The organism is Sphingorhabdus sp., assembly GCF_044374345.1.
GTDB lineage: Bacteria > Pseudomonadota > Alphaproteobacteria > Sphingomonadales > Sphingomonadaceae > Sphingorhabdus_B.
This window is the reverse complement of sequence record NZ_JBILOS010000058.1, coordinates 1-14,142: the sequence shown is the minus strand read 5'-3', so window position 1 is coordinate 14,142 and position 14,142 is coordinate 1. Positions and strand designations below refer to the sequence as shown.

Here is a 14,142-nt window from a genome sequence, read left to right as displayed (position 1 = left end):
AATGTGTGCGCAGCATTTTGGAGCGTTCGTCCTTTGCGCCGAGCTCATCCATGACGCGGTGCCACAAAGTCCGCGCGGCGCGCAGCTTTGACACTTCCATGAAGAAGTTCATGCCAATGCCAAAGAAGAAGGACAGCCGCCCGGCGAACGCATCAATATCCAAGCCCGAAGCCATCGCGCGCTGCACATATTCCTTGCCGTCGGCGATGGTGAAGGCAAGTTCCTGCACTGCGGTCGCGCCGGCTTCATGCATGTGATAGCCGGAGATCGAAATGCTGTTGAATTTGGGCATGTTGGCGCTGGTGTACGCAATAATGTCCGAAACGATCCGCATCGATGGTTCGGGCGGGTAAATATATGTGTTGCGGACCATGAACTCCTTAAGGATGTCGTTCTGAATGGTGCCGTCGAGCTGTGCCTGCGAAACCCCCTGCTCTTCACCAGCGACGATGAAGAACGCAAGGATCGGAATGACCGCGCCGTTCATCGTCATCGACACCGACATCTGGTCCAGCGGAATGCCGTCGAACAGGATTTTCATGTCCTCTACGCTATCGATAGCGACACCGGCCTTGCCGACATCACCAACGACGCGCGGATGGTCGCTGTCATAGCCGCGATGGGTGGCCAGATCGAAGGCAACCGAAAGGCCCTTTTGTCCGGCGGCCAAGTTCCGGCGGTAAAAGGCGTTGGATTCTTCGGCGGTCGAGAAACCTGCATATTGACGGATGGTCCAAGGACGGCCAGCATACATCGACGCACGCACACCGCGCGTGAACGGCGCAAAGCCGGGAAGTCCGGGGTCGCCAGCGTCCGCACTGGTGTACAGTGGCTTCACCGAAACACCCTCGGGCGTGTGCCAGGTCAGGTCCTTGCCCTTAACCTCTTTGTCAGCCGCCTTTTTCCAGTCGTCGATATTTGCCATTACAAACTCACATTTCAATCCCGTCATGCTGAACTTGTTTCAGCATCTTACTTTCACCGTTGCCGATTAAGACCCTGAAACACGTTCAGGGTGACGGCCTTGGTAGACAGTTACTGCCCCTTAAATTCCGCTTTCCGCTTCTGCAAAAACGCGATTGCGCCCTCGCGCGCGTCGTTGCTGTCGCCGGCAATCTTCTGTCCTTCGGCTTCACGCAGCAGAGCCGTTGCATAATCCGCATCCAAGGCCGCAGCGATATTCTGACGCATGATGCCAATCGCGACCGTCGGCCCGTTGGCCAACCGTGTTGCCAAAGCGTTTGCTTCCGTCATCAGTTCGGCATCATCGACAGACTTGTAGATCAGGCCCCAATCGGCAGCCTTATCGGCAGGGATTTTCTCACCGAGCAACATCATTTCTGTCGCGCGTGCCTTGCCGACAAGGCGCGAAAGCATCCAGCTTGCGCCGCCGTCTGGCACCAGACCAATGTTGACAAAGGCCTGAAGGAAATAGGCAGATTTACCCGCAATCGCAAAATCGCTGGCGAGTGCAAGGCTGCAGCCAACGCCGGCCGCAGGGCCATTGATCGCGGTGATAATCGGCACGTTGAGCTTGGCAAGCTTGAGCATCAACGGGTTGTAGCTTTTGGTCAGCGAAGAATAAGCACCCTGCCCGCCGCTCACCGACGCGCCTGCGCCGCGTGCCGACAAATCCGCGCCCGAACAAAAGGCGCGGCCCTCGCCAGTGATCAACACAACGCGCGCGCCGTTCAATTGGTCAAGCGCGGCGCTAATCTCGTCCGCCATTTGCGGCGCCATCGCGTTCAGCCGCTCAGGACGGTTGAGGGTTATTGTTGCAACATTGTCCGCAATATCGAGGCGGATGGTTTCATATGTCATAGTTCAAGCTCCCTTTATTGCATTCACCGTCATGCTGAACTTGTTTCAGCATCCATTTCGCCGCCCAAAAACCATGCTCCGGGATTATAAATGGACCCTGAAACAAGTTCAGGGTGACGATGTGGTGGTTGGTCAATGTGCCTGCGAAGGCACCTCCATTATTTCAGTCAGCACGCCCTGCATATCTTTAGGATGCACAAAGAATATCAAGGTTCCGTGCGCGCCAATGCGAGGTTCGCCGAGCACGCGCTTGCCCATAGCCTCAAACTCCGCCTTGGCAGCGTGAATGTCGGGCACTTCATAACAGACATGGTGCTGCCCACCCGCCGGGTTCTTCTCCAGAAAAGCAGCGATGGAGGCATTGCCCTGCAGCGGCTCAATCAGCTCAATCTGCGTCCCATTCAACGCGCCATCGGCTCCCGGCGTATCGACAAAGCAAACCTTCACGCCCTGATCAGGCAGGTCAAACGGATCATGAATCTTCGTCGCGCCCATCACCTCGCGGTAAAAGACGATGCTGTCCGCGATCGAAGGCGTTGCGACACCAATATGGTTGAGACGACCGAGTTTCATGGCATCCAATCCTTGCTAGTTTCGCTGCGCACCGACACAATGAGTTTGTCATATACCATATTCATGAACTTCCGAGCGTCTTCGGGCTTCTTGAAAAGAACATTAACTCCAAGCCCGTCATTCACTGCATCACGAGGATCATACTGAATACCTTTGTCCGTATTCCAGTCACACCATTCCTTCAGCGCTTGTTGTCTTACGGGCAGTGGATAATCGGCAATGGCGGCATCCACAGCTCCTTCGGGCGAGCTATAAAGTCTATCCCAGTCTTCAGGGCCGCAGCAACAAAGAACCTGCCGTAGAGCCGGCCAACGTTCTTCGCTTTCCAGCCTAATTTCTCGCGTTTTCCTGCTCATAGCGGAATATTATCATGCTTCTTCCAAGGGTTTTCCAACGCCTTGTTCCGCAATTTCCTAAGCCCCAAGGCAATCCGTTTCCGCGTGGAATGCGGGTAGATGACCTCATCGATAAAGCCCTTGCTCGCCGCGACGAACGGGTTGGCGAAACGGTCTTCATATTCCGCCGTCTTCACCGCTTGTTCCTCTGTGGATAGTCCACGGAAGATGATTTCAACTGCGCCCTTTGCCCCCATCACCGCGATTTCAGCGGTCGGCCATGCGTAGTTGAGGTCGCCGCGCAAATGCTTGGACGCCATCACGTCATAAGCGCCGCCATAGGCCTTGCGCGTGATGATGGTGATTTTGGGCACAGTCGCCTCTGCATAAGCAAAGAGCAATTTCGCGCCATGCTTGATGATGCCGCCATATTCCTGCGCCGTGCCGGGCAAAAATCCGGGGACGTCGACAAAGGTGACGATCGGAATATCGAACGCATCGCAGAAGCGGACGAAGCGCGCCGCTTTTTTGGAACTGTTGATGTCCAAAACGCCCGCCAGCACCATGGGCTGATTGGCGACGATGCCAACCGTGCGCCCCTCAATACGGCCAAAACCGATGATGACATTGGCCGCGTGCGTTGGCTGAACTTCAAAGAAGTCGCCTTCATCAACCGTTTTGCGGATCAGCTCATGCATATCATAAGGCTGGTTCGCGCTTGGCGGGATTAAGGTGTCGAGGCTCGGTTCAATACGGTCCCATGCGTCATCGGTTGGCCGTTCAGGAACACCGGTGCGGTTATTCTCTGGCAAATAGTCAAAGAAATCACGGACGGACAGCAGCGCCTCAATATCATTTTCGAACGCATTGTCGGCAACGCCCGATTTGGTCGTATGCGAAACCGCGCCGCCCAATTCTTCCTGAGTCACCACTTCGTTGGTCACCGTCTTGACCACATCAGGCCCAGTGACGAACATGTAACTGCTGTCCTTCACCATGAAGATGAAGTCCGTAATCGCTGGCGAATATACCGCACCACCCGCGCATGGGCCCATGATGAGGCTGATTTGCGGAACCACACCGCTTGCGAGCGTATTGCGTTGAAACACCTCGGCATAGCCGCCAAGACTTGCAACACCTTCCTGAATACGTGCGCCGCCGCTGTCGTTCAGGCCGATGACGGGTGCGCCGACCTTCATCGCATTGTCCAAGACCTTGCAGATTTTCATTGCGTGCGCTTCGGAAAGCGACCCGCCGAATACCGTGAAATCCTGACTATAAACGTAAACAAGGCGGCCGTTGATTGTGCCGCTGCCGGTGACAACGCCGTCACCGGGAATCTTCTGTTCTGCCATGCCAAAGTCGGTGCAATTATGCGTCACATAGGCGTCGATCTCTTCGAAGCTGCCTTCATCGAGCAGGATATCAAGGCGCTCGCGCGCGGTCAGGCGACCCTTGGCATGTTGCGCGTCAATGCGCTTTTGTCCGCCACCCAATTTGGACGCTGCGCGCCGCAATTCCAGTTCAGCGATGTTGGCCGACATGGTTTTCCCCATAAGCAATTTTGTTGCGTGAAGCTTTGGCATCGTGGCGATGCAATTGCAAATTAATCGTGCGATTAAATTTACGGATATGAAAGCAATATTGGAAGCTGCCAAAAGCGAAAAAGGACGCTATAGGGCCACATCATGGAACAAGTTCACCCCATCAAAGTCGCCGCGCTCTATCGTTTTGTATCGTTCGATGCGCCTGCAGCGCTTCAGCCGCAAATTCTTGAACAGTGCTCAGCGGGCGGCATCAAAGGCACCATTTTGTTGGCGCATGAAGGAATCAACGGCACCGTCGCCGGAGAGCCCGCCGCTATCGACGCCCTTATTTCGTTTCTGCGCGCCATTCCGGGCTGCGCAGAATTGGACGTCAAATATTCGCATGCCAATGAAATGCCCTTCTACCGGATGAAAGTTCGGTTGAAGAAGGAAATTGTGACACTCGGCGTAGACGGCATCGATCCGAAACGCGAAGTCGGCACTTATGTGCAGCCAGAGGATTGGAACGCGTTGATTTCGGATCCGGACACCGTCCTCATCGATACCCGCAATGATTATGAGGTCGCGATTGGCACATTTGAAGGCGCAGTCGATCCGCGGACCAAATCGTTCAGCGAATTTCCCGAATGGTTTCGCGCGCATCGCGATGAACTGGCTGCTGGAAAAACCAAGTTTGCGATGTTCTGCACCGGCGGCATACGTTGCGAAAAATCGACGGCGTTCCTGAAAGCAGAAGGGATAGACGACGTCTACCACCTCGAAGGCGGTATATTACGCTATCTGGAGAATATTCCAGAAGCCGAGAGCAAATGGCAGGGCGAATGTTTCGTTTTCGATGAACGTGTGTCCGTGAAGCACGGGCTTGAGCTTGGCGAAATGGAACTGTGCCACGCATGCCGCCGGCCTATCTCGCAAGAGGACAGGGCGTCAGCACATTTCATCGAAGGCGTCGCCTGCCCGGCTTGCTATGCCGAACGCACCGACGAAGACCGCGCGCGTTTCGCCGAGCGGCAGAAACAAATCGCGCTCGCCAAAAAACGCGGCAAACAGCATATCGGCGTCAACCCGCGCATTGATGACTGATCTGCCCATCCTCTACAGTTTTCGGCGATGTCCGTACGCCATGCGGGCAAGGATGGCGGTTGCGGTGAGTGGCGCCCGGGTTGAACTGCGCGAAGTGGTGCTTCGGGACAAGCCACCTGAAATGATCGCGGTTTCGCCAAAGGGCACAGTTCCGGTGTTAGTTGTGGGCGACGGTCATGTTGTCGACGAGAGCCTGGACATCATGCGCTGGGCATTGGCGCAAAATGATCCCGAAAACTGGCTGGCCCGTGCGGATGCGGGCATGATCGCGGCCAATGATGGCCCATTCAAACAGGCGCTAGACCGGTACAAATATCCGCATCGTTATGGTCTGGCCGACGGTGTGGAACATCGTGATGCTGCACGCGATCATTTGTCGGGCCTGAACGATATATTGGCGACGCAACCCTATTTGGGCGGCAGCGCCCCTGCGTTTACCGATATCGCCTTGTTTCCCTTTGTCCGTCAGTTTGCGGCAACCGACCCGTTATGGTTCGATGCATTGCCATTGCCTGCGCTTCAGGCGTGGCTGAACGGACTGCTTGCGTCGGACCTGTTCGGTCAAATTATGACCCGCTACCCGAAATGGACAGCGGGCGACGAAACTATTTTCTTTCCCTGATCATTTCATCAACACAAGTTCTTCGGACATGCTGGGGTGCAGCGCGACAGTGTCGTCGAAATCCTGCTTCGTAAGCCCAGCCCTGACCGCGATAGCCGCTGCTTGAAGGATCTCGCCGCTGTCCGGCCCAATCAAGTGCAATCCGACCACACGCTCGTTTGCGCCCGCGACCACCATTTTATACAATGCGCGTTCATTGCGGTCGGCCAGCACATTTTTCATCGCGCGGAAATCGCTTTTGTAAATTTTTACGTCAGGATGCGCCGCGCGGGCTTCGGCCTCGGTCATACCGACGCTGGCGATTGGCGGATTGCTGAACACCGCGGTTGGTATGCAGTCATAATTTACCGTGCGCCGATTGTTGCCAAAGACGCTGTCGGCAAAAGCATGGCCTTCGCGGATCGCAATTGGGGTCAGCTGAACGCGGTTTGTGACATCGCCCACCGCGTAAATGCTGGGCACATTGGTCCGATTGTCGTCGCCAACCTGTACCGAACCATCCTTACCAAGCGCGACGCCAACGTCTTCAAGTCCGAGGCCTTTGCTGTGCGGTGTCCGACCAATGGCCCAAAGCAGCAGATCGGTTTCAATCGTCTCGCCTTGGTTGGTTTCGATCACCAAGCTGCCATCATCCTGCTTGGTGATGGATTTGAAGCTACAGTTGAAGCGAATATCGATGCCTTTATGGCCGCTAATGTCCACAAGGCGGTCGACAATTTCGTCATCATAACTGCGCAAAATGCGGTCGCCATGGGTCACAAGGCTGACCTTGACGCCAAGTTCGTTGAAGATACCGGCGAATTCGTTGGCGATATAACCGCCGCCTGCGATCACCGCCCGTTTAGGCAGTTCGGGTAAGCTAAACACTTCATTTGACGTGATGCCATGCCCCGCCCCGGCTATTTCCGGAACCGATGGCCAAGCGCCCGTGGCAATGAGGATATAGGCCGCCGAAATTTCGCGCCCACTTGCCAAACGCACGCTATTTGGCCCCGTCACCACCGCGCGTTCGCGAAACACTTCGACCTTGTTGTTGCCAAGCGTCTGGCCATAAAGACCTTCGAGACGGTTCACCTCCGCCGCGACATTGTCGCGCAAGATGTTCCAATCGAACGTTGCGCCAGTTGTGCTCCATCCAAAACGCTGCGCGTCGTGCAGGTCTTCGGCGAAATGGGATCCGTATACGAGAAGCTTTTTGGGAACACATCCGCGGATGACGCATGTGCCACCAACGCGATGTTCCTCGGCAACCGCAACGCGCGCGCCATGCGAAGCCGCTATCCGCGATGCGCGAACGCCGCCTGAACCAGCGCCAATGACAAACAGATCATATTCAAATTCAGCCATGCGATTTTTCCTTATGTCATGGCCATATGGTTGCGCCGCAACGCATTTGCCAATGGCATTTTTTATTCTGTCTTATCGAACACATAACTGCGGTCAGTTGTCGCCCAATGCCGCCGCAATCAATGCCGTCGTGGATGGGTCAAAGCCCGTGGCGCCATTTTCGCCGATGCTTTTTGCGATCTGCTTGCCCAGTTCAACGCCAAATTGGTCAAACGGGTTTATGCCAAGCAGCACTGCATTCACAAAAGTTCGGTGTTCGTAAAACGCAATCAATGCGCCCAAAGCAGATGGCGTCACATCGTCCATCAATATCGTGGTTGAGGGCCGGTTGCCCGCATAGTTACGTGCCAGATCATCTGACGTCTGCCCCGCCATCAACGCCGCGCCTTGGGCAAAACAGTTCACCAGCAGTGTTTCATGGTGGGCGGTATCAAAGTCATGCCCAGGCGTTTTGCTGGCAATGAATTCGACGGGGATAAGATGCGTCCCCTGATGCAGCAACTGGAAGACCGCATGTTGCGCGTCGGTACCAACCCCGCCCCATGTGACTGGTGCGCTGTTGCGGCCGAGCGGCGCGCCTTCGGCTGTCACTGATTTGCCGTTCGATTCCATTTCCAATTGCTGTAGATAATCGGGCAGCAATCGCAGCCGTTCGTCATAAGCAAAAACCGCGCGGGTCTCGCACGCCTTTATCTGGGCATAATACAAATCGCAGAACGCAGCCATCGTTGGCGCATTTTCCAACAAGGGCGCATTGCGGAAATGCCGGTCCATGGCCGCTGCACCCTCAAGCAGTTCTTCATACACGGCCCAGCCAAGCCCGAGCGCAACGGGAAAGCCAATTGAGCACCACAGCGAATAGCGCCCGCCAACCGATTCATTAAACGGCAATATCCGGCTTTCATCGACGCCCCATTCAAGCGCTTTGTCGGGATAGGCAGTAAGCGCCACGAACTGGGCATAAGGATCGGCAACACCGCCGTCGCGCATCCACTCCATCGCGCTGGTTGCGTTCAGCAAGGTTTCCGTCGTGGTAAAGGTCTTGGATGCGACCGCGACGATGGTCTTTTGCGGGTCCATGCCTTTCACCGCCTCAGTCAGTGCAGCGCCGTCGACATTCGATACAACCTTGACATCGTACCGGGCACCATCGCGGCCCAACGCATCGACGAGCAATTTCGGCCCAAGCGCGGAACCGCCAATACCGATGTGCAAGATATGCTTGATGTCGCCCATAAATCCGGCGTCGATCGCCTCGACAAGGCCGCGCATGCGTTCTTGAAGTGCACGTGCATGGGCGACGGCCTGCACATCGCCATTACCGCGCTCCGCTGCATGCTCGGCAGCACGGCCTTCGGTTATATTGATCGCAGCGCCCGAAAATAATGCCGATTTGGCGTCGCCCAAATGCATGTCTTCGGCAAGTTTCGCGAATTGGGACAGCATGGCGTCGTCAAGATGCGTTTTCGACACGTCAAAGCGCAATCCCGACTGCTCTATGGTCATTTTGGCAACGCGGTTGGGGGCTGATGCGAATAGCTCAACCAGCGTTTTTTCTTGCTGCTTTTCAAGCTCAGCCCAGCTGTGGTCCGTCATTATATACCCTTTATCAATCGCGCGAATGTCGCCTGTGAATCTCGACGCTGGCAAATAGCGCGTCTACGCGATAAAAGGCCAGCCAATCCGTCATAAGACGACATTAATTTGCGAGATTATGTGACCTCACCCACCGACAAGACAGACGACGCGAACGCGGCCGCTCCTTCACAACCGCATCCAGCCACGCCCCCTTCCGAATGGCGCGAATTTGGCGGCTTCCTTTTGAAGTTAGCCGTTTTCGTGTTCATTCTACGCAGCTTCATCGTCTCGCCGTTCAATATTCCTTCGGAATCGATGCAGCCCCGCTTGCTCATCGGTGATTATCTGTTGGTTGCAAAATGGCCGTACGGCTATTCCAAATATAGCCTGCCCTTCTCTTTGCCCCTCATACCCGGGCGGATATTCGCCAGCGAGCCAAAGCGCGGCGATGTTGTGGTGTTCAAGGCACCCATGTCGAACGGCACAGACTATATTAAGCGCGTGATCGGCCTTCCCGGTGACGTCATCCAAATGCGCGATGGCATTTTGGAGATTAATGGCGTGGCGGTCAAAAAAGAACGCATTGCCGATCTTGTCATTCCGGTAACGCAAAATATGCGCGACACCGCGGAAATGGACCGCAACCCCTTCCCGTGCTGGCGCCCCGATATGGAAGAGGCCAGCCCCGATGGTGGCACCCAATGCCGATACCCGCGTTTTCGCGAGACCTTGCCCGAGGGCAAGAGCTACGAAATTCTCGACCTCGCCAACGGATTGGAAGGCGACAACACCGAAGCCTTTGTTGTCGGCGAAAAGGACCTGTTCCTGATGGGCGATAACCGCGACCGCAGCGCCGACAGCCGCTGGACACCGCTTGATAAGCCCGGAGCCATCGGCATCGTGCCACAAGAAAATCTCGTCGGGCGCGCTTTGGTGTCGGTGTTTTCGACCGATGGGTCTTCACATTGGCTGCTACCATGGACTTGGTTTACCGCGGCACGCCCTGACCGCATTGGACAAGGGTTTTGACCAACAGCGATAAAGACAATTGGCTGAAGGCATTAATGCCCAAGCCGCCGTCGGATCTGGCGCTATATCACCGCGCGCTGACGCATGGCAGCACCGGACAGGCGGACTATCAACGGCTTGAGTTTCTGGGTGACCGGATATTGGGTCTGGTCATTGCAGACATGCTGTACCACCGATATGCCGAGGAAGCCGAGGGTCGCTTGTCGCACCGACTGAACGCCTTGGTATCGGGCCTGACATGTGCAGATATCGCCCGACAGGTTGGCGTTCCGGACCAACTGCGGCTTGGCAAACAAGCGCGCGACGACGGCGCGCAACAAAGCGACAATGTGCTTGGTGACGTCATGGAGGCGCTCATTGGTGCTCTTTATTTAGACCACGGCATCGACGCCGCGCGCGTTTTTATCGAGCGCCTATGGGGTCCGTTGATTGAAACGGCCAATGGTGCGCCAAAGCATCCCAAATCCGCGCTTCAGGAATGGTGTGCCGCGCATGGCCGCAAGGTTCCCGAATATGTAATAACGAAAAAAGAAGGCCCTCCCCACGCTATGACATTTGAAATTACCGTCACTGTAAAAGGTTTTGACCCAGTCACCGCGACAGCGCACAGCAAACAGGCTGCTGAAACGGCTGCTGCGCTTGCATTTTTGGACATCCACGCATGACCAAAAAATGCGGTCACGTCGCCATTATCGGCGCCCCAAATGCGGGCAAATCCACGCTGGTCAATGCATTGGTCGGACAGAAGGTCGCGATTGTTAGCCCCAAGGCGCAAACGACCCGCACACGCATGCTGGGCGTCGCGCTTGCCGGCGAAACGCAGATCATATTGGTCGACACGCCAGGCATATTTGCGGCGCAACGCCGCTTTGACCGCGCCATGGTTGCTGCAGCATGGGACGGTGCGGGCGATGCGGACATGATTGCATTGATCGTTGATGGCCGCGCAGGTGCCGGTCCAAAGGTCGAAAAGATATTGGAGGGGCTTAAGGACCGCCCAGAACGCAAGTGGCTGGTGCTGAACAAGGTGGATATTGCCGCCAAGGAAAAGCTGCTGTCGCTCACGACGAAGTTGACCGAAAAATGCGATTTCGAACAAATCTATTATATCAGCGCAGCGACGGGCGATGGCCTTGATGAATTCAAACAGGCGCTGGCGGATGCCATGCCCGAGGGCGAATGGCATTTCCCTGAAGATCAGGTTTCCGACGCCACAGACCGTTTAATCGCGTCTGAAATCACGCGAGAGCAGCTCTATCTCCAACTCCATGAAGAGCTGCCTTATGCCAGCGCCGTGGAGACCGAGAAATATAGCGAACGCGAAGATGGTTCGTTGGAAATCCACCAGCAGATCCTTGTCGCCAGACCAACCCAGCGCGCGATTGTGCTTGGCAAAGGCGGCGCACGGATCAAGGCGATTGGCGAAGCGGCCCGCATGGAGTTGGCCAAATTGATGGGCGTGAAGGTCCACCTATATTTGCATGTGAAGGTGCACGCAAAATGGGACGAAGATCGCACCTTATACCGCGATATCGGGCTCGAATGGGTCGAGTAACCGCGGGCAAATAAAACTAAGAGATGTCATCCCCGCCGCTGCAGGGATGACATGTTTCTCTGTGGCTTACTTCGCCACTTTTGCCTTGGACTTGGCCGCTGCCTTTTTCTTAGGTGCAGCCTTTTTCTTCGGAGCCGCTTTTTTCTTGGTCTTCGATGGCATGGCCGCGCGGGCGTCAATCAATTGCGACGCTTCCTCCAAGGTGAGTTCGTCGGGTGCAATCGACTTGGGTAAAGTCGCGTTGGTCGTGCCGTCGGTCACATAAGGCCCAAAGCGGCCTTCCATCAGCTTGAGCTCAGCCTCGGTACGCGGGTGCTTTCCGAGCTCTTTCAGCGGAGCACGGGCGGCACCGCGACCACGACCCGGATTGGCAGCCGCCTCGGCAAGCTTTGCCACGGCACTGTTCATGCCCGTTTCGAACACTTCGGTCGTCGACTGCAGCCGTGCATATTTCCCATTATGCGCCAGGTATGGCCCATAGCGCCCAATGCTTGCGGTTATCGGCTCACCGCTTTCGGGGTGGGTTCCAACTGTGCGCGGCAAGGACAATAGCTTTATCGCCCATTCGAGGCCGATATCCTCTGCAGGAATATCTTTCGGTATAGATGCGCGCTTGGCCTCTTTGCCCTCACCCATCTCGAAATAGGGGCCAAAACGCCCCGATTTGCGGCTAACCTCCAATTGCGTTTCTGGATGTTGGCCGAGTACTTCAGGCCCCGTGTCTTCGCCATTCTCGCCACCGGGCTGCGCGAATTTCCGTGTGTATTTGCAATCGGGATAATTGGAACACGCAACAAAAGCGCCAAATTTACCGCCACGCAGGGCAAGCCTGCCCTCACCGCATTTCGGACACAGACGCGGGTCTGTTCCATCTTCACGCTCAGGAAACAGATAAGGCGATAAGAAGATATCGAGCTCCGCGGTTACTTCCGAAGGCTTTTGCTCCATGACTTCAGCCGTCTTTGGCTTAAAATCACGCCAGAAGCTTTCAAGAAACGCCTGCCAGTTTGCACGGCCGCCGCTGATTTCATCAAGCTGATCTTCCAGCCCTGCGGTATAGTCATACGCGACATAACGTTCAAAAAACCGCTCGAGAAATGCTGTGAGCAATCGGCCCGATTCCTCTGCAAAGAAACGATTTTTTTCGACACGGACGTATACCCTGTCTTTCAGAACCTGAATGGTCGACGCATAGGTCGATGGACGACCAATCCCAAGCTCCTCCAGCCTTTTTACGAGCGTAGCTTCGGAAAAACGGGGTGGTGGTTGGGTAAAGTGCTGCGTTTTCTCAACGGCATACTTCGCGGGCGCATCGCCGACGGACATCGCCGGCAAAATTGCGCCATCTTCGCCATCGCTATCGTCGATGCCTTCTTCATACACCGCCAAGAAACCGGGGAACTTCATCACCTGCCCCGTGGCGCGCAGCACAGTCTGTCCGGTACCGTCTACCAGATCAACCGTGGTGCGCTCCAACCGTGCAGACGCCATTTGGCTGGCCATCGCGCGTTTGTAGATCAGGTCATATAAACGGCCATGATCGCCCGAACCGGCCCTATCCTTGGAGAAATCGGTGGGGCGAATGGCTTCATGGGCCTCTTGCGCGTTTTTGGCTTTGCTTTGGTAGAGCCGCGGTTTGTCAGGCAAATAGCCGCTGTCAAAGCGGTCAGAGATCGTTTTACGCGCGGCCGAAATGGCGCTGTGGTCCATTTGGACGCCGTCCGTACGCATATAGGTTATTGCACCATCTTCATACAGCCCCTGCGCGATCCGCATGGTGTGGCTGGCCGAAAAGCCGAGCTTGCGTGCGGCTTCCTGCTGCAATGTCGATGTTGTAAAGGGCGGTTGTGGGTTGCGCGTAACCGGCTTTGTTTCAACAGAATCGACGGTGAACTTACCCGCCTCAACCGCAGCGCGTGCTTGCTCTGCCTCAGCCTCGGTTTTCAAATCCATCTTATCGAGTTTTTTACCGAGATATTGGGTCAGACGGGCATCGAACTTCTGCCCCTTATGCTCTATCGCCGCCTTTATCGACCAATATTCTTGCGCACGGAACGCTTCGATCTCACGCTCACGTTCAACGATTAAGCGCAGCGCAACCGACTGAACACGGCCAGCAGACTTTGCACCCGGCAGCTTGCGCCAAAGGACGGGCGACAGCGTAAAGCCGACAAGATAATCCAGTGCACGGCGCGCGCGATAGGCATCGATCAAGTCGATATCCAAAGCCCGCGGATGCTTCATGGCGTCGGTGACAGCCTGTTTGGTAATCGCGTTGAACGTCACGCGACCCACATTTGCGGGCAGCGCCTTTTTCTTGGCGAGCACTTCCTGCACATGCCAGCTAATCGCTTCACCTTCACGGTCAGGGTCGGTTGCGAGGATCAAGCCGTCGGCCTTTTTCGCTTCGTCGGTTATCGCCTTTAGCTGCTTCGCTTTGTCGGCATAATTATCCCACAGCATTTCAAAGCCATTTTCAGGATCAACAGACCCATCCTTGGGCGGCAAATCGCGGATATGTCCGTAGGACGCCAGAACCTTGAAGCCGGGGCCCAAATATTTCTCGATTGTCTTGGCTTTTGCAGGTGATTCAACGATGACTAATTGCATGATAATATGAGCTTTTCTAAAATCTCTCGCGTACGCGTATAG

General features: G+C 55.6%; 13 protein-coding genes. 5 read left to right on the top strand and 8 right to left on the bottom strand.

The annotated features are described in order from the left end of the window. The 5 genes from ACIQ5B_RS07265 to ACIQ5B_RS07245 form a co-directional block, all read right to left on the bottom strand. The coding region (locus tag ACIQ5B_RS07265) for a methylmalonyl-CoA mutase family protein (RefSeq protein WP_397598431.1) at positions 1-925 on the bottom strand (925 nt) is incomplete at its 3' end. Positions 926-1,035: 110 nt separating this feature from the next. Then, complete coding sequence (locus ACIQ5B_RS07260) at positions 1,036-1,821, bottom strand: enoyl-CoA hydratase-related protein (RefSeq protein ID WP_397598430.1); 786 nt, start codon at positions 1,819-1,821, stop codon at positions 1,036-1,038. Between the two features lie 132 nt (positions 1,822-1,953). Then, entirely contained in the window at positions 1,954-2,394 is a 441-nt protein-coding gene (mce, locus tag ACIQ5B_RS07255; RefSeq protein WP_397598429.1) for a methylmalonyl-CoA epimerase, read from the bottom strand. Beyond that, the gene (locus ACIQ5B_RS07250; RefSeq protein WP_397598428.1) at positions 2,391-2,750 is read right to left on the bottom strand and encodes a hypothetical protein; all 360 of its coding nucleotides are present in this window, start codon (positions 2,748-2,750) and stop codon (positions 2,391-2,393) included. Before ACIQ5B_RS07250 ends, mce begins: the two co-directional genes overlap by 4 nt. Then, on the bottom strand, positions 2,747-4,273 hold the full coding sequence (locus ACIQ5B_RS07245; protein WP_397598427.1) for an acyl-CoA carboxylase subunit beta: 1,527 nt from the start codon (positions 4,271-4,273) through the stop codon (positions 2,747-2,749). The genes ACIQ5B_RS07250 and ACIQ5B_RS07245 overlap by 4 nt, the downstream gene beginning before the upstream one ends. Positions 4,274-4,417: 144 nt before the next feature. Between ACIQ5B_RS07245 and ACIQ5B_RS07240 the strand changes: the two genes are divergently transcribed. After that, positions 4,418-5,359 carry a rhodanese-related sulfurtransferase gene (locus tag ACIQ5B_RS07240; RefSeq protein WP_397598426.1) on the top strand — a complete coding sequence of 314 codons (942 nt, stop codon included), beginning with the start codon at positions 4,418-4,420 and terminating at the stop codon, positions 5,357-5,359. Then, complete coding sequence (locus tag ACIQ5B_RS07235; protein ID WP_397598425.1) at positions 5,352-5,981, top strand: glutathione S-transferase; 630 nt, start codon at positions 5,352-5,354, stop codon at positions 5,979-5,981. The genes ACIQ5B_RS07240 and ACIQ5B_RS07235 overlap by 8 nt, the downstream gene beginning before the upstream one ends. Here ACIQ5B_RS07235 and gorA read toward each other — a convergent pair whose 3' ends face one another. Both gorA and pgi read right to left on the bottom strand, forming a co-directional pair. Next, positions 5,982-7,328 carry a glutathione-disulfide reductase gene (gene gorA, locus ACIQ5B_RS07230; RefSeq protein ID WP_397598424.1) on the bottom strand — a complete coding sequence of 449 codons (1,347 nt, stop codon included), beginning with the start codon at positions 7,326-7,328 and terminating at the stop codon, positions 5,982-5,984. Positions 7,329-7,421: 93 nt separating this feature from the next. Beyond that, entirely contained in the window at positions 7,422-8,924 is a 1,503-nt protein-coding gene (gene pgi / locus ACIQ5B_RS07225) for a glucose-6-phosphate isomerase (RefSeq protein ID WP_397598423.1), read from the bottom strand. 120 nt (positions 8,925-9,044) lie between these two features. Between pgi and lepB the strand changes: the two genes are divergently transcribed. The 3 genes from lepB to era are packed head-to-tail and all read left to right on the top strand — an operon-like array spanning position 9,045 to position 11,490. Beyond that, entirely contained in the window at positions 9,045-9,935 is an 891-nt protein-coding gene (lepB, locus tag ACIQ5B_RS07220) for a signal peptidase I (RefSeq protein WP_397598422.1), read from the top strand. Continuing rightward, positions 9,932-10,600: a ribonuclease III gene (gene rnc / locus ACIQ5B_RS07215; protein ID WP_397598421.1), complete on the top strand. Its 669-nt coding sequence runs from the start codon at positions 9,932-9,934 to the stop codon at positions 10,598-10,600. The genes lepB and rnc overlap by 4 nt, the downstream gene beginning before the upstream one ends. Then, positions 10,597-11,490 carry a GTPase Era gene (gene era, locus ACIQ5B_RS07210; RefSeq protein WP_333569534.1) on the top strand — a complete coding sequence of 298 codons (894 nt, stop codon included), beginning with the start codon at positions 10,597-10,599 and terminating at the stop codon, positions 11,488-11,490. Before rnc ends, era begins: the two co-directional genes overlap by 4 nt. Positions 11,491-11,556: 66 nt before the next feature. On the opposite strand, the gene topA is transcribed toward era, so the two are convergent. After that, positions 11,557-14,100 (bottom strand): type I DNA topoisomerase, encoded by a 2,544-nt coding sequence (gene topA, locus ACIQ5B_RS07205; RefSeq protein ID WP_397598420.1) that lies wholly within the window; start codon positions 14,098-14,100, stop codon positions 11,557-11,559. Between the last annotated feature and the right edge of the window lie 42 nt (positions 14,101-14,142).

What these genes read in the sequence shown, in the direction of transcription:
- ACIQ5B_RS07260 (WP_397598430.1), bottom strand. Translation starts at nt 1,821, where the DNA reads ATGACATATGAAACCATCCGCCTCGATATTGCGGACAATGTTGCAACA.
- mce (WP_397598429.1), bottom strand. Translation starts at nt 2,394, where the DNA reads ATGAAACTCGGTCGTCTCAACCATATTGGTGTCGCAACGCCTTCGATC.
- ACIQ5B_RS07250 (WP_397598428.1), bottom strand. Translation starts at nt 2,750, where the DNA reads ATGAGCAGGAAAACGCGAGAAATTAGGCTGGAAAGCGAAGAACGTTGG.
- ACIQ5B_RS07245 (WP_397598427.1), bottom strand. Translation starts at nt 4,273, where the DNA reads ATGTCGGCCAACATCGCTGAACTGGAATTGCGGCGCGCAGCGTCCAAA.
- ACIQ5B_RS07240 (WP_397598426.1), top strand. Translation starts at nt 4,418, where the DNA reads ATGGAACAAGTTCACCCCATCAAAGTCGCCGCGCTCTATCGTTTTGTA.
- ACIQ5B_RS07235 (WP_397598425.1), top strand. Translation starts at nt 5,352, where the DNA reads ATGACTGATCTGCCCATCCTCTACAGTTTTCGGCGATGTCCGTACGCC.
- gorA (WP_397598424.1), bottom strand. Translation starts at nt 7,328, where the DNA reads ATGGCTGAATTTGAATATGATCTGTTTGTCATTGGCGCTGGTTCAGGC.
- pgi (WP_397598423.1), bottom strand. Translation starts at nt 8,924, where the DNA reads ATGACGGACCACAGCTGGGCTGAGCTTGAAAAGCAGCAAGAAAAAACG.
- era (WP_333569534.1), top strand. Translation starts at nt 10,597, where the DNA reads ATGACCAAAAAATGCGGTCACGTCGCCATTATCGGCGCCCCAAATGCG.
- topA (WP_397598420.1), bottom strand. Translation starts at nt 14,100, where the DNA reads ATGCAATTAGTCATCGTTGAATCACCTGCAAAAGCCAAGACAATCGAG.